General features: G+C 34.2%; 12 protein-coding genes. 8 read left to right on the top strand and 4 right to left on the bottom strand.

Annotated features, from left to right (window positions below; translation table 11 throughout):
* Positions 1-46: 46 nt before the first annotated feature.
* Positions 47-2,596 carry a DUF5686 and carboxypeptidase-like regulatory domain-containing protein gene (locus IC221_RS15035; protein WP_188169749.1) on the bottom strand — a complete coding sequence of 850 codons (2,550 nt, stop codon included), beginning with the start codon at positions 2,594-2,596 and terminating at the stop codon, positions 47-49.
* A gap of 391 nt (positions 2,597-2,987) precedes the next feature.
* On the opposite strand from IC221_RS15035, the gene IC221_RS15030 reads away from it, so the two are divergent.
* On the top strand, positions 2,988-4,097 hold the full coding sequence (locus IC221_RS15030) for an NADH-quinone oxidoreductase subunit H (RefSeq protein WP_367397771.1): 1,110 nt from the start codon (positions 2,988-2,990) through the stop codon (positions 4,095-4,097).
* Between the two features lie 121 nt (positions 4,098-4,218).
* Here IC221_RS15030 and IC221_RS15025 read toward each other — a convergent pair whose 3' ends face one another.
* Positions 4,219-4,791, bottom strand: a complete 573-nt coding sequence (locus IC221_RS15025; protein ID WP_188169747.1) for a hypothetical protein — start codon at positions 4,789-4,791, stop codon at positions 4,219-4,221.
* Positions 4,792-4,927: 136 nt separating this feature from the next.
* Between IC221_RS15025 and IC221_RS15020 the strand changes: the two genes are divergently transcribed.
* The 4 genes from IC221_RS15020 (at position 4,928) to ppk1 (ending at position 12,390) form a co-directional block, all read left to right on the top strand.
* On the top strand, positions 4,928-5,839 hold the full coding sequence (locus tag IC221_RS15020) for a hypothetical protein (RefSeq protein ID WP_188169746.1): 912 nt from the start codon (positions 4,928-4,930) through the stop codon (positions 5,837-5,839).
* A gap of 134 nt (positions 5,840-5,973) precedes the next feature.
* On the top strand, positions 5,974-9,039 hold the full coding sequence (locus tag IC221_RS15015; RefSeq protein WP_188169745.1) for an ATP-binding cassette domain-containing protein: 3,066 nt from the start codon (positions 5,974-5,976) through the stop codon (positions 9,037-9,039).
* A 116-nt stretch (positions 9,040-9,155) separates the two neighbouring features.
* Positions 9,156-9,719, top strand: a complete 564-nt coding sequence (locus IC221_RS15010) for a chalcone isomerase family protein (RefSeq protein ID WP_223241395.1) — start codon at positions 9,156-9,158, stop codon at positions 9,717-9,719.
* Positions 9,720-10,380: 661 nt separating this feature from the next.
* Positions 10,381-12,390: a polyphosphate kinase 1 gene (ppk1, locus tag IC221_RS15005; RefSeq protein WP_188169744.1), complete on the top strand. Its 2,010-nt coding sequence runs from the start codon at positions 10,381-10,383 to the stop codon at positions 12,388-12,390.
* A 43-nt stretch (positions 12,391-12,433) separates the two neighbouring features.
* Here ppk1 and IC221_RS15000 read toward each other — a convergent pair whose 3' ends face one another.
* Together IC221_RS15000 and IC221_RS14995 are read right to left on the bottom strand one after the other, a co-directional pair.
* On the bottom strand, positions 12,434-12,841 hold the full coding sequence (locus IC221_RS15000) for a hypothetical protein (protein WP_188169743.1): 408 nt from the start codon (positions 12,839-12,841) through the stop codon (positions 12,434-12,436).
* 153 nt (positions 12,842-12,994) lie between these two features.
* A complete protein-coding gene (locus tag IC221_RS14995; protein ID WP_188169742.1) occupies positions 12,995-13,729 on the bottom strand; it encodes a M15 family metallopeptidase in 735 nt (244 codons plus the stop codon).
* A gap of 29 nt (positions 13,730-13,758) precedes the next feature.
* Here IC221_RS14995 and speD point away from each other — a divergent pair, with 29 nt between their 5' ends.
* The 3 genes from speD (at position 13,759) to IC221_RS14980 (ending at position 16,230) form a co-directional block, all read left to right on the top strand.
* Complete coding sequence (gene speD / locus IC221_RS14990; RefSeq protein ID WP_044202096.1) at positions 13,759-14,157, top strand: adenosylmethionine decarboxylase; 399 nt, start codon at positions 13,759-13,761, stop codon at positions 14,155-14,157.
* Positions 14,158-14,219: 62 nt separating this feature from the next.
* On the top strand, positions 14,220-15,119 hold the full coding sequence (locus tag IC221_RS14985) for a 4-hydroxy-3-methylbut-2-enyl diphosphate reductase (protein ID WP_188169741.1): 900 nt from the start codon (positions 14,220-14,222) through the stop codon (positions 15,117-15,119).
* Between the two features lie 328 nt (positions 15,120-15,447).
* Positions 15,448-16,230, top strand: a complete 783-nt coding sequence (locus IC221_RS14980; RefSeq protein WP_044202092.1) for a DeoR/GlpR family DNA-binding transcription regulator — start codon at positions 15,448-15,450, stop codon at positions 16,228-16,230.
* The last annotated feature ends 128 nt before the right edge of the window (positions 16,231-16,358 follow it).

Below are 16,358 nucleotides of genomic sequence, written 5' to 3'. Positions count from 1 at the left end.
TTATTTTTTTACAAATATAAGTACAGCCTTCAAATTAACCATTCAATTAGAAGCTAATTCCCGCTGTTAAGTATACGCCAAAGTTTCTTGAGGAAGGTCTATGGTTGGTCGTTCTCCAAATAGTATAGACTCTTAAGAACTTAAAAATATTTTCTACGCCTGTTCCTAATTCAACATAAGGCATTGAAGGATCCAATGCTATGGCTTCTCGTTCAGGGTCATATTCTTCGCCAGGAAGTAATTGAGGGAGAACACTTTGGTTGGCGTTTTTCTCACTCAAGTCACCATAAACGATATTACAAATTCCTACTGTTCTCCATCCTAGCTTTTTGATTAAAGGAATTCTATTTAGAATATTTCCTTCAAAGCGGTGCAATAGCTGTAACGATGCCCATCGATCTCCTACAAATTCACCAAGGTCAATCATATTGAAAGCGAATTGATTGTAAAATAGAGGTACATTATTACCAAATGGCATCGATAATAAAGGGAAAGGTGTTTTAGTTGGAATATAGCCTGCAGTCAAGGTATAAGTCGAAGTACCGATCTTACCTAACCTGGCTTTTTGGTCAAGTCCTACTCTGATTTGCTGGAAATCATAATTACTACCAAATAAATCAGATAAACCGATCGTGTAATCAATTGTAAGTCGAGGTCGGTTGTCTTGTGCTATTTTTTTACGGTTGTGCGTACGAGTTGCTACATATTTGTAGCCAAGGCCGTAGGTCAGTTTAAAGAAAAATTCTGATCCATTCAGACGGTCGTAAACGGGCTTGTTATCTATAAATTCACCATTCATTTTGTAAGGGAATAAAGGATCAATAATTCTTTTTGAGAATTTTGCTTGAATATTTAACCCTCTGACAATATCCGTTTCATACCATATATTGGTATTTTGTTCCATAAATGGATAACGCATGTCACCCCAACGCATAGAAGCTAAGAAGATAGGTCTACTATTGAAATTGGCTTGGTTTACACTTACTCTACTTAAATCATTTGAATGCTGTATACCGATAATACTCCATTTTTCCTTATTAAGTATAGCTCTAGCCATTACACCATATTTCCATTTTTCATCTTCTACACCATATGCACCAAACCCACTGAATGAAAATTTATTACTAAACTCGTTATTAGTTCTAATACCAACCTGAAAACGGTGTTTTTCTACACTGTTGTTCGCGTACACAAAAGGGATAGGGCCAAGTTCTATCGGTCCAACTTTTTTATGACCACTGATAATCATGTCACCGATACTAGCAAGAAGTTTCACTCTAGGAGTTTCTTCAGCTGAGTCGATCATGGAGAAGACTTGGGCGTCAACCGGTGAAAGTTTCTCGTGTCGATGTGCTTGCCAAAACTCTTCATTATTACCATCCAGATAAGCATCAGTTGCCACTAATACAGGCTGTTCATAAAAGTTACGTGACTTCGGTTTGTTGATGGCAAAATCTTTATTATTAATTTTGATTTTTATTTTAACCTTCGCCCATTTATCAGCGATTTTTCCTACAGATAGTACAAAATTCTGATTCAAAGGCATCCAAGCAGGTTTGCCATCCTCTTGTACCATTGGAGTGTATGTCTGATCAATATGTACACTGTCGATGAAATTTATATTTGCTCCTTGTCCAAGCGTTCCATCAATTTTTACGAGTGCATAATGATGTGCTGAATCAGCCACATATAAAGTTCCTTTAAAAGCTAAGTCCTCCTCACGTCGGGGTTCAAAAGCAATCTTATGACACTGAATTCCGTTTACGTCTACTTTTTTAGGGTCTAAAGTATAGTCGTAAAAGTTCCTCCATTCTGAAGTGATTGGAGAAATAAATGTTTTTCCAATAAATAAGAAGTTGTTGTTGTAGAGGTTGAAATCTACAAATGAAGATCCGACTACTTGAGTAATCATTTCATCATCATCGGGACCTACACTTCTAATTCTTGATTTGACAATCTGTTCCGTTTTAGCATCAGGATTTTTAATGAAAAACATATTAGAAAGTACCTCAGAAGCAAAAATTGGAATAATTGGTTGTCCGTTGGCGTCTTCCACTTTTTCAAAATTCTCAAAAGTATCAAGGATATCGCTTACAACTTTTTTCTTTTTGAAGTTTTCATTTACATTTCCTACCCAAATATTTGTTTTGGTGTAGCTTTCATACTCGTAGGCTTTTAGCTTTTCTCTGTCGTTGAGTGATTTGTTTTTTTGTACTGATCGCAAAATAGGCCAAGCAGGATTTTCCCATTTTTTGGTGCGAACTACTACCTCTTCCAATTGTTTAGAAGAAGTCTTTAACTTAATAACAAGTTCCTCTTTGGCATTCTTACCGGACAGTTTTTCTTTCCGAGTAGAATAGCCCATAAATGAGGCAATGAGGACTTTATTATTTAGGGGTAAAGGAACATTGACCGAAAATTTTCCATCCAAATCTGAAAGTGTTCCTATTGTAGTCCCCTCAATATATACACTTGCATAAGGAATGGATTCGTTGGTTTGTTCATCAATAATTTGCCCAGTTACTTTAATACTATTTTGGCAATAAGTATTAATAGAGATCAGTATAAAAAATATTACTGAGATATATCTAGTCAAAACTTTAAAATTTAATCATCTAAATACATAGAATCACGAAAAAAATTAGATTACTCTATCTATGATGGTAAAAAGTGATCTATTTAATAAAATGGCAGTTCGTAAAAGTATTAAATTTAGTTAAGCTCAGCAAATATTTACAAACTAATTCTTAAGTCGTCAAACAATTTTAAAAGGTGGACAGATAGAGATTTTTAACGTAAATTATGTAACACTATATAAAATGAATGTTGCGGAATATTTAAATTATTGTTGATTAATTTTTAACAGAATACACTTTGAGTTTAATTTTTTTGAAAATCGGTAAGATTTCTTTTCAGAAGCAATAGAATAACTTAAAATATAGGGATTACTTTTGACCTCGTATTTTGTTTGATTAACTTGCCGCTCAATTTACTTTTTTGGAAAAAGAAGAACTATGCTAGCACTTTTATTTTATCTTCCTTTCTTATTGACATTTGCACTATTTGGGGTTTACGCCGAACGAAAAATTTCTGCATGGATTCAGGATAGAATGGGACCTGTAAATTTGGGTCCTTATGGTCTTTTACAAACCTTAGCAGATATCGCCAAGCTTTTATTAAAAGAAGATATAATTCCTAAAGCAGCGGATAAACCTATATTTAAGGTAGCTCCAATATTAATTTTTATGCCTGTATTTGCAGGATTTGCAGTATTGCCATTCACAAATGGCCTTTATGGATCGGGTACTGATGTAGGTGTTTTCTATATCCTTGCCATTTTATCATTAGAAGTTTTGGGGATTTTGGCCGCAGGATGGAGTTCTAATAATAAATATTCATTATATGGGGCTATGAGATCTGCAGCACAAATGGTGTCTTACGAAGTACCACTTGGCCTTTCGGTATTATGTGCTGTAATGACAGCACAATCTTTAAATACGGAGATCATTTCTTTACAGCAAGGTATTTTCACCGTAGATCAAAATTACTTATTTGGTCTGAAAGGTCTCGGCATTGAAGTGACGCAATTAGGAGGTTTTTTAAACTGGAATATCTTTAGAAATCCATTTTTATTGATTGCCTTTTTGATCTTCTTTATTTCTTCTTTAGCAGAAGCCAATAGAGCACCTTTTGATATACCAGAGGCGGAGTCTGAAATTATCGCTGGTTATCATATTGAATATTCAGGGATGAGATTTGCCTTCATGATGCTGTCAGAATATGGAGTGATGCTTTTAGGGTCAGTGTTTGCTGCAGTATTGTTCTTAGGTTCTTGGAATACACCATTTATCAATATTGGTCCTGTTCGTTTGGCAGATTGGACATCCGGTACAGTTGGGGAGTTCTCAGCCTATGCATGGGGCGTTGTTTGGTTGATGAGTAAAGCGTTGACTTTAGTATTTATCCAAATGTGGATTCGATGGACATACCCTCGATTGAGAGTGGATCAATTGATGACGCTGTGTTGGAAATACCTTACACCTGCTGGTTTGGTACTCGTTTTCATTACAGGTATTTGGAGATTACTGATGATATAAGAAGTTATCATGGCAAGGAAGTTTCATGATTTGAACTCTTCTAATGCCAAGTCATATAAAACAAAAAATCCTATTTGCAATAACTTGTAAATAGGATTTTTTGTATTGTGTTATAGGTGTTTTATAACTCAAATAATATTTTTAGAGCCATCCATAACTCTCTTTTCTTATCGACATCTAAAAGTAACTTTGTAAGGCCATCTGCGGCTACAGCTTGATGTCCATCAATTTCAGTAGGAATGTACTTTGCAATTTTTTCGTTAGAAAGCGGACTTTCATTTTGATTGACAAAATACAAATAATATTCAGGCTCTAATTTTTTAATCAATGCCTCTAAATTGTCTTTTTGTTCTAATACATTGATGACTGCAACTTCCTGTAATGTAAGTTGTAACGCCCCCAATATCTTCAATAATAACTGAAATTCTTTACTTCTAAATATATCTACGCCACTATGTTCAATAAAGATGACGATATGTCTTTTATTCTCACCATAGTAGTCTGTAGGAAGTTGCTTTCTAATCACCTTTTTGGGTGTAATAGCAGGTGTTTTCTCTGTTGCATCTGCTTTTTCAACTACCTTTTCTTCTTCCTGTTCAAGTTCTTCTTCAGGGATCTCTATATCTTCTAGTTCCTCAGGAAATAGATATAAAGTATCAAACATTTGGGAGATAAAACCTAGTTCATTTTCCATAAAGCAAAGATAAGATCATTTGATTTAAAATAATTTTTTTCTCAATGAATTATGTTGATTTTTTTTGATATATAATATTTACAATTATTTTTGAGCATAAAATTTTTTAGGTAAAACTGATCGGACTTTATAAATTATGACATTCAGCTCACAATTCAAGCAATTAGGGAAAGTAGCTTTAGCATGTGGTTTAGCAACTTCTCTTGTAGCGTGTGGTGGTTCATCTGAAACTGCACAGAATAAAGAAACAGCAAAGAAGGAAATCGCAGCTCAAAAAGCAACAAAAGCAGATTTTAACCTTATTCTTAACAATGCTCCTGAGCCTACTGCAATCCCTGTATTATTAGAAAGAAGTGGTGCTGAGTTTGATGCTACTCTTTTGAATAAAAGAGATAACGCAACTTCTTACACGTTAACAGAAGCTTCTTCGGCATTGAACTTTGGTGTTTATATCTCTGATATTGCTTATTTATCAGCATTTGGTAAAGCACAAGAAGCAATTGATTATTTCACAACAGCCAAAACGTTATCTGACAAACTAGGTATTTCTCAAGCAATGGGTGAAGACCTAAGCGATAAGTTAGAGAAATCATTGTCTGATAAAGAAGCAATGTTGAAAGTAATTTCAGCTTCAGAGGGTAAAGTAAAGCAATTCTTAAACACAAATTCTCAGTACGATGTTGCCGCTTTGATCGTAACAGGTACTACTTTGGAAGCTTTACATATCTCTTTAGGTTTAGTAAACAATGCTCCAGCAGATCTTCCAGAAGCAGCAAGAGATGCGTTATTAGTGGACTTAATGTCTTCTATCGCAAAACAACGTTCATCAATTGATGCAATTGTTGAGATCTTAGCTCCTTTACAAAACGGAAGTGATAAAGCAGTTGAGTACGCTAAATCATTCAAATCATTACAAGCGGAGTACGATAAGCTTAACTTTGATGAAAAATTAAAAGATAACAAAGGTGGTTATCAATTAAAAGCGGATGACCTTAAAGGTATTTCTACAATCGTAGAAAAATTAAGAACTATGACTGTTTCAGAATAGTTTTTTATTATCCAATAGATTTAAGAGTCCTGTGTTTGAAAACACAGGACTTTTTTTGTTTCTTTATAGGACTATTACAACAACTGAATGACGACATAAGCATCCTATTTCAGCTTTACGAAACAATCTTACTTATGAATGAGAAAGTATTAAAATCTCTTACTAAACTTTTTGCTATTATGGCCTGTGCTGATGGATCAATTGATGAGGCACTGGAGATTTTAGAAGAATACTTAAAAAATACACTACACGAGAGTAATACTAATACATACGTTGAAATTTTTGAGCTTCAAGCAAGACAAAATGTTGATGAAGAATTGATCAGAAATATTGCACTTTCAGCGGCAAGAGATCTGACACTGAGGCAACGTATTGTGATGGTGATTGACTTGTTGGAATTGGCTTATTCTAATGGTGTGTTTTCTGAAGATGAACAGGCAATCATGAGAGTGATTTGCGATGCTTTCAATCTTGACTTTAATAGGTTAGACAGGATGCAGAAGTTTATGAATACAAATGATATTCAAAAACTATCTGAAATTGAAGGTTGTTTGGCAATTACCAATCAAGAAGATTTTGAAACAGAGGGTAAGCATCTTTACCGAAAAGAAATAGGAGTGCCTTTAGCAGTGCTTTATATGCCTTTGGCTAGAATGTACTTTGTAAAAACCACTCGAAAAGGACAGATTTTCGTGATTAACGGAGAACGAATGCAAATGGGTAGAGCATATCCACTGGATGTAGGTGGCGTGATCCGAATCAATACTTCAAACGGAGGTTCGTTTAATCTTTACCATTCAGAAATAGCAGGTGTTTTTATTGGAAGTGAGTCAACAGATCCTATTTCCTTCGAAGCCAAAAAAATCAACTATTACTTTGGGAAAAAACATGGTTTGCATGATGTCGATCTCATTGAAGAAGGTGGAAATATGGTTGCCCTGATGGGGGCAAGTGGTTCTGGTAAATCTACATTACTCAATGTACTGAATGGAACACACAAGCCTAAATATGGAGAAGTATTGATTAATGGTATCGATATTCATCAAAATCCGGAAGAGATAAAAGGGGTATTGGGGTACGTTCCTCAAGATGACCTTTTAATCGAAGAATTAACCGTTTATGAGAATTTATATTACGCAGCAAAGCTAAGTTTCGCCCATTCGGATCATGAAGAAGTTGAAAAAATCATCATGAGAACCATCGAAAACTTGGGTCTTTTTGCTGTGAAAGATTTAAAAGTTGGGAATCCATTAGAAAAAACGATCAGTGGAGGGCAGCGTAAAAGGTTGAACATTGGTTTGGAATTACTAAGGGAACCGAGTGTGCTATTCGTTGATGAACCTACTTCTGGATTGTCTTCTCAAGATTCAGAAAATGTGATTGATTTGCTTCGCCAATTAACAAACCGAGGGAAGTTAATCTTTGTGGTGATTCACCAACCTTCTTCTGATATCTATAAGATGTTTGATAAATTATTAGTATTGGATGTTGGAGGTTATCCAGTGTATTACGGTAACCCGATTACGGCGGTAAGTTATTTCAAGGAAGAAGCGATGTATGCGGATGTAGAAAGTGAGTGTACACGCTGTGGGAATGTAGATTCTGAAGAGGTATTTGAGATCATTGAATCAAAAGTTCTGGATGAGTATGGTCGTAGGACAAGGAAAAGGAAGTGGAAGCCAGAACACTGGTTCGAACGTTATAAAGAATATGTAAAGGTCCCAAAGATTGAAACGGTGAAAGAACCACCTAAAAGTGTATTGGACCTTCCATCTAAATTAAAGCAGTTTAGAATATTTGTCTTAAGAGATCTCAATACAAAACTCAATAATAAACAGTACTTAGTAGTCAACCTCTTACAAGCACCTTTATTGGCACTAATGTTATCGTTGATTGTCTATTTTTATCATTTAGATGAATTAGGGAATCGAGTTGATTATGTCTTTAGAGAGAATATGAATATGCCATCATATATTTTTATGGCAGTCATTGTAGCCCTCTTTCTTGGGTTGATGATCAGTGCAGAGGAACTTATTAAAGACCGTAAAATTCGGAAGCGGGAGGTTTATCTATCACTAAGTAGGATCTCTTATTTATGTTCAAAAATGGCAATTCTTTCTGGAATGTCTGCCGTTCAAGTATTAGTGTTTGTATTGATAGGAAATACAATCATGGGTATTGGGTCAATGTATCTGGAGTATTTTTTAATGCTTTTTTCGACTGCTTGTGTCGCTAATATGATCGGTTTGAACGTGTCAAGTGCCTTCAAGTCAGTAGCAACCGTTTATATACTTATTCCTATTATTCTGATTCCTCAGTTATTATTGGGTGGTGTAGTGGTACAGTACGCTAATATTAATCCTGTATTTAAAAATCAAGAAGGAAAAGTTCCATTTGTAGGAGAATTGATGGCTTCAAGATGGGCATTTGAGGGATTGATGGTAGAGCAGTTTTCTGATAATTTATTTGAAAAGCATTTCTTTACGCTAGATACAGAAATACATTCTGCAGACTACTTAAGAACGTATTATATTCCTACTTTGATTAGTAAACTTGAAGACTGTAAATTATACCTTCATAATAAAGAGGAAGATAAAATTACCCGTTCTAAGTTTGAGGATAACTTGGTCTTGCTGGAGCATGAATGTAAAAACTTTGAAAACGAAGATGAGTATGGTGCTGAGATGGATTTTAAAATTGACTTCAATCCCAGTAAATTCACTTTAGCAGATGCGAATAAGCTTCATCAGTTTTTCTTGGATGCAAGAGAACATGTAAACATGGCCTATATTTATTGGAAAAAGAAAAAAGAAGAGAAAGTTCAAGAGTTATTAGATCAATACGGAAAGGAAAAATACCTTGATTTAAAAGATACTTATACAAACGATAACATATCAGAATTTGTAAAAAACACAATTGCAGAAAAACGAATTGTAGAATACGGTTCAAAACTAATACAAAGGATTTATCCTATTTACCATGCTCCAAATGAAGCAAGAGGGCCTTTTGATTTCAGAACGCACTTCTTCGCTCCTCAAAAGCATTTTATGGGACAGCTTCACAAAACCTTCTGGTTTAACATTGTTATTCTTTGGGGAATGTATATTTTGCTTTTCATTGCATTGTATTACAAGCTGTTGGCTCGCTTTGTAAAATGGATCGAAATTAAACTAGCAAATAAAGATACGATAAGAGTTTAATCGTGAATGTTTATTCATAAATAAATTTTTGTTATCTTTCAAGAACAAAACTTTGTGGTGGCTCAAAAAAAGCGCACCTTCGAAACCTTTAAACACACTTTTTAGAATTAAATAAGATGAAAAGAGCATTTATCGCATTTCTACTGACTGTAATGTCAGTGGTAACTGTCAGTGCACAAACAACAGAGATTTCAGATGTAGTTCTTCAAAACTCGGTAGAGGAATCAGGAACGAAACTCCAATTAAATGGAGCAGGTGTAAGATCTAAATACTTCTTGTCATTGTATGTAGGAAGTCTTTATTTACCTGGGAAATCTTCTGATGCAAACAAGATTCTATACAGTAATGATATGAAGATGATTCAACTTGATATTATTTCAAGTTTGATTACGGCTGAAAAAATGGAGGAAACTGTAAGAGCTGGGTTTAAAAACTCATTAGGAGGAGATACTTCTAGCTTACAATCTGAAATTGATAGCTTTATTGCTGTATTTGGAGAAGAGGTTGAAGTAGGAGATATCTTCAAGTTTGTCACTTCAGGTAAAGAGTTAAAAGCATATAAAAACGGGAAATTACTAACGACGGTTAAAGGAGAAGAGTTCCAAAGAGCACTTTTTGGTATCTGGTTAGGAAATAAGCCTGCTGATAAAAAGTTGAAAAACTTAATGTTGGGTGTATAGGTAAAACTATCGCCTAACAGTACGAAAGGTTTCAATGTCATTTTTGTGATATTGAAACCTTTTTCTTTTAAGGAAATTAGACCTTATAAAAGCTAGTAGAAAGCCAGATTAGAAGTTAATGTTAATTCAGTTTCTTTTTATTAAGTATAAATGGTAGAGTATTGTGGTTCGCAAGGACGTTACAATGCAATATTCCTAAAGAACCGCATTTTAGGAGATAATTATAAACCTCTTGTCTTTTGACTTGTAATTAGATAATCATTTAGTAGTATTTCCTTTGGCCTTGAAGGGAAAAGTGTTCAGAATTTCATGGAATGAGTCGTTAAAAATGATTTTGCTGTTTGAGCGCAGCGAGTTTAAAATCATTTAGACGAGAGGAATGAAATTTAGCTTTTGACTTCAAAGCCTTGACTTTTTTGCTTCGTTTTTGTGTTAAGACAAAAATGAAGAAGAAGGAAGTTTGAAAGTAGCTCCTATAAAAGCTAGTAGAAAGCCAGATTAGAAGTTGACGATAATTTAGTTTACAATGTTGTTGTAGTTTATAACACCTTAAACTTGAATATTTTTAACTCTTTAGTAATAACTAAAATGAGGACATTACCCGTATATGAACTATTATTGTTATTGAACTTAAGTACTTACACAGAGAGATCTATAAACTATGAAATATACTTTTTTTAATCGTGATTTATCATGGCTTCGTTTTAATGAGAGAGTTTTGCAAGAAGCAAAAGACAAGAGCAACCCATTATATGAAAGAATTAAATTTTTAGCGATTTATTCTTCGAACTTGGATGAGTTTTTTAAGGTAAGAGTATCTGATATACGTCAAATTAAAAGTTTAGATAAGGAATTAAGGAAGAAGCTAATTACAAAGCCTAATAGATTATTAAGAGAGATTAAACAAGAAGTAGATAGACAAGGTGAAGTGCTTGGGCATATCTTTAGAAATGAAATCACCCCTGAACTCAATAAACTTGGAATTCATATCCTTTCTTTAAATGAGATTGAAAAGGAGTATAAAGATTTTGCGAAAGATTTCATTAATACTAAACTGCTAGAACCTTTGGAGATAAAGGATGATTTTTCTTCTGAAGAGAAATGTCTATTTATTGAAAATGAAAAGTTATACTTGATCACTGCAAAAGCAGAAGGGGGTATCCTATGTGTGAAAGTACCCGAAGAGGTAAGGTTCATTGAGCTACCTTCTGATCATGGACATAATATTGCCTATATAGATGATATTTTAAAGGTATATCTCAAAGAACGTTATGAGCAGTCTTTTTTTGAACTTAAAGTTTCAAGAGATGCTGAGTTATATATCGAGGATGAATATTCAGGAGACTTATTAGAGAAGATTAAAAATTCCCTTTCTAATCGTAATGTAGGTCAAATTACAAGAGCATTAATTGACGCGAAGGTTGATGAAGAAACGAATCAACAACTTCAGGCGGTCTTGGATATCAATGATACTGATATCGTATACGGCGGAGAATATCATAAGATGAAAGATTTCTTTGGTTTCCCGAATCCACTTGGAGATCAATTGGAAAATAAAAAATTACCTCCTATAGCTCCGAGTTATATCAAAACAGATCAATCCATTTTTTCAGTAATTAAAGAAAAGGAGAGAATTTTACATTTCCCTTTTGAGTCGTATGATGGAATTTTAAAATGGATTGAAGAAGCGGCTGAAGATGAGGAAGTAACAACCATCAAAATAACGTTGTATAGAGTGTCTTCGGATTCCAAAATTGCAAAAGCCTTATTGAGAGCCGTCCAAAATGGTAAAAAGGTATTTGCTTTTATTGAAACAAAAGCTCGTTTTGATGAAGAAAATAATATAAAATGGGGTAAAAGGTTAGAGGATGCCGGAGCTAATGTAAGGTACAGCTACCCTGGAATAAAAGTACATTCAAAAATACTCTACATTGAAAAAGGCGCAATCAATGAAACTTTTGCCTATATCGGCACTGGTAACTTTAACGAAAAAACGGCCACGATTTATACAGATTTTGGGTTATTGACTGCAAATCCAAACCTAACAAAGGAAGTGCATCAAGTATTTGGAGTATTGGAGGGAGATTTAATTGTTCCGAAAATTAAGAACCTATTGGTTTCTCCTTTTACATCACGAGATACATTTACCAACTTGATTGATAGAGAAATAAAGAAGGTGAAAAGTGGTGGAGAAGGACGTATTTTTTTGAAATTGAATAGTATTGAAGATCGAAAAATGATAAAACATCTGTACAAGGCAAGTAATGCAGGTGTGAAGATTCAATTGATCGTAAGAGGTATTTGTTGTTTGGTGCCAGGTGTAGAAGGGCAAAGTGAAAATATTGAAGTGATAAGTATTATTGATCGTTTCTTGGAGCATTCAAGAGTCTATATTTTTGGATCTGGAGAAGATGAGAAAATGTACATTGGTTCGGCAGATTGGATGACCAGAAATATTGATCACCGTATTGAGGTCATTACTCCTGTTTTAGAAGAACAAAATTATCAGATTATTAAAGACATTATGATGATGCAATGGGAAGATGGAGTGAAAGGCAGAGTCATTGACCAAGAGCAGAATAATACTTATTTGGATCTTTCATCTCATCAAGAAGGTTCTCAAGAACGAACGTATTATTATTTGAAAAGTAAAAACGAGTTAGTATTCTAGTTTTAAAAAAACAAAAGGCCTACTGTTTAGAGTAGGCCTTTTGTTATTTTATAAGGTATCCTTCAGTTATACTTTTGTAGACTTTGTAATTCCTGAAGGTTTTGTATTCAAATTGTGGACTGATATTATCGGATATCGTTTCTAGTGAATCTTTTAGGTGTTCATTACTACTTTGGTGTGGGTCAATGATATAAACATCATCAAAGTTTAACAAGGATTTGGAGTCCGTGTCAAAAAATATATGCCACTCAGGAAGCCCTGACCAGGAGTAATTTAAATGACTTCGATTGGATACATAGTGTTTAATCTCATTTATGTTACGAATTTCTACAATGGATTCAATGACTTCTTCCATTTTCGTCGAGTTGGTAACAGTTTTCCAGTTACAAATTAAAGTATCTGTGGTGGTATTCCATTCCACAAATGCTGATTCATTTTTAAATACAATCATGTTGGAAGCGATTGTTCATGATTAATGGTATAATAAATTATAGAAAAGATAGCGACTAAAAGTCTTCATCTTTTGTTTTAACAATGTATGAAATTATTTTGTAAAATATTATAGGTCAGTGTCTTATTAAGTATTTTTTTTGCGTTTTTATATTTATTCGCAATTCAGAGGGTGATCTGATATCGGAAAGCTCATCAACCTGTAAGAATAATGCCACCATTCTGTAGAGGTGGGGCCAAAACCATATTTCCACATTGTTTCAGCCAATAAACGTCTGTTAGCTAATACATTCTGAGGTAAATCTTGATAAGCAGGCCAAGCTTCTTTCCCAAAATAATCATAAGTAGTCCCCATGTCTACCTGTTTGCCGTCCATGGTGCAAAGTGTTAAATCTACGGCAGACCCCTTGTTGTGCCAAGACCCTTTTTTGGGGTCAGCAACATAACGACGGTCGGGATAAGCCTCCCACATTTTCCACTGTACGCTTAATGGGCGATAACAATCAAATAATTTTATTCTATAACCCTTTTTAAGAAGTTCATGTTGTACCTTTATAAGTTGTAAGGCTACTTTTTTACGAAGCAAAGCCTTGGGGCAGGGGTAGAGCACTTTTTTTGTGAAATTATTATTGGTGGCATAACGTATATCCAAAACAAACATGCTGTCAAGTTTGATCATTTCCACAAAAGAGGAGTCGGATAGGGTGCCAATAGATCGCCAGTATTTGTCTTGTGCTACCTTTTTTTTGATAATAGAAAGAATATTTTCATCATTTTCTGTCTCAATTTCAAAAGGTATCGTATATAATAAAGTGTCAGTTTCTTGTTTTTTCGAAGTACAGTTTGTCAAGAGAAAAAGGAAAAAAATACAAACAAATTTGTCGAACATAAGTTTTAAAACTTTAGGAAATATATTAAATGAGTTTTTATAAAGGAGAGGAAATTTTTTTAGGGAAGCAACTTTTAGGAGAATTGTATGCATGTAAACATGAAGCACTCAATAGTCCTGAAGCAATGAAAAAGATCATGGAAGCGGCTGCAGTGGCGGCCAATGCGACTATTGTACAGTCTGTTTTTCATCATTTTTCACCTTATGGAGTTTCTGGTGTTGTGGTCATACAAGAAAGTCATTTTGCGGTGCATACATGGCCTGAACATCACTTTGTTTCAGTAGATTTTTACACTTGTGGTGAAACAGCATTTCCTGAAAAAGCAATGGAACATTTGATAGAGGTGCTATCTCCTTCAAAATATGATTTGAAGGAAGTAAAAAGAGGGGAATTAAATAAAATTGAAAAATTCATTCATGAGGAGTAATTTTTTTACTGACTCAATTAAAGTTCTTAAATTTGCAATGTTCTCAAATTAAAAATACACTAATGGAAGTTACTATAGATCATAAATCAGGCTATTGCTTCGGCGTTGAATTTGCAATACAAATGGCAGAGGAAGAAATGGATGACTCTGGAAAATTGTACTGCTTAGGAGATATTGTTCATAATGATATGGAGGTAAAACGACTTCGTGAAAAAGGCTTAGTAGTGATTGATCGTGATCAATTAAAAGATCTGAGTGATTGCAAAGTATTGATTAGAGCACACGGTGAACCTCCTGCTACTTACAAAACAGCCATTGAAAACAATATTGAATTGATTGACGCATCTTGTCCGGTTGTATTAAAACTACAAAACCGTGTGAAGAATGCTTATGATAAAACTTCAAGTCAAGAAGGACAATTAGTGATTTACGGTAAGCCGGGTCATGCAGAAGTGATTGGTTTAACAGGGCAAACAGGCGATAACTGCATCATTGTAACAGGTATCGAGGATTTGGAATTGGTAGATTTTAATCAGCCCGTGACTTTATTCAGTCAAACAACAAAATCCACAAAAGGATTTTATGAATTGAAAGCAGAGATTGAAAGACGAATTGATGAAGTACATGGCGAAGGAGCTCATGAGACTTTATTTAATGCGAATGATAGTATCTGCCGACAAGTTTCTAACAGAGAGCCTCAAATGGTGAAATTCTCAGGTGAAATGGATGTGATTATCTTCGTAAGCGGAAAGAAATCCTCTAATGGTAAAGCACTTTATAATGTTTGCTTGAAAAATAATTCGAGAAGCTATTTTGTTGAAAACGAAAACGAGATTGATTTATCTTGGATCAATGTGGGAGATAAGGTAGGGATCTCTGGCGCTACTTCGACACCAATGTGGTTGATGGAGCAAGTAAAGGCATATTTAGAAGCCCATGAAAAGTTCGCAGTTTTAAGTTAATCTTAAGCTGTTAAAATATATCAAGAAGAAAAGCATCTCTGCTTTTCTTTTTTTTATGCCTGCATGTTTTTGCTTGTTGTTGACGATGTTAAGGATTTTGTAAACCGCTTGTTTTCAGCTTTATGATGCAGTAACTGCATGTTTTTCATTCTTTATTAGATGTCGTTAACTATGCGTTTTTACCCTTTATGTAAGTATTTATATTAAAAAGTTGTAATTATTTACATTTATTAATAAATATAATCCAAATTGAATTTGCGTGTTTGTGCGTGTTTTTATATGTTTGTGGTGTAGTCAAAACACTTTATTCATCTAGCCACAATTAAAAATGCTAAAAGAAGAAAGACAACAATTTATTTTAGATGAAATCAGAAAAAACAATAAAGTTTTATCATCTGAATTGAGTATCTCTTTGAACGTATCGGAAGATACAATTAGAAGAGACTTAAGAGAGTTGTCTGATTCTGGAAAAATCAGAAGAGTACATGGTGGGGCCGTTAAAAATGCGGATAGCACTGATGAGCACTCTGATGTTTCATCTTACATTCCATTTAGTTATGAAGATAGAGAAGTCTATTCTAAGGCTAAAAAAGAAGTAATTGCTGATAAGGCTATTTCATTGATTAAAGATGATTTAGTGATCTTGATTGACGGTGGTACTACAAACCTGGAAATCACGAAAAAGTTACCAAAAGACTTGAAAGCGACCATTATCACAAACTGTTTGCCTATTGCTACAAGTCTGGCTCCTTATCGTTTTCTTGATGTTTATTTCTTGGGAGGTAAATTACTTCCAAATGCTTTGGTCACTGTTGGTTACTCTGTAATCAATGAGTTATCCGACATAAAAGCAGATTTGTGTTTTATGGGTACAAGAAGTATCGACATTAATCGTGGTATTACTGATATTGACAGAGAAGAAGTAGAAGTGAAAGGCGCAATGGCGAATGCTTCAAGAAAGGTGATTTCAGTGGCAACTTCTGATAAGTTGATGACTGCACAACCTTTCTTAGGAGTGAAGCTAAAACACGTCAATACGATTATTACGGAATTAAATCCAACCTCGGAAATTTTAAAACCTTTCGTTCATGAAGGGGTAGAGGTGATTTGATACGGAATCAACTTGAAGCGTGAAATGAAATGAATTATACTAACATAACAGTCTTTTATCAATCTACATCCTTAAATTAATGTTCTTCATTCATTTATTATCAAATGATAGCTACTAAATGAAATGAC

This window comes from Flammeovirga sp. EKP202 (assembly GCF_014534745.1).
Taxonomy (GTDB): Bacteria; Bacteroidota; Bacteroidia; order Cytophagales; family Flammeovirgaceae; genus Flammeovirga.
The sequence above is the reverse complement of the archived record's forward strand: the minus strand, read 5'-3'. Positions and strand labels throughout refer to the sequence as shown.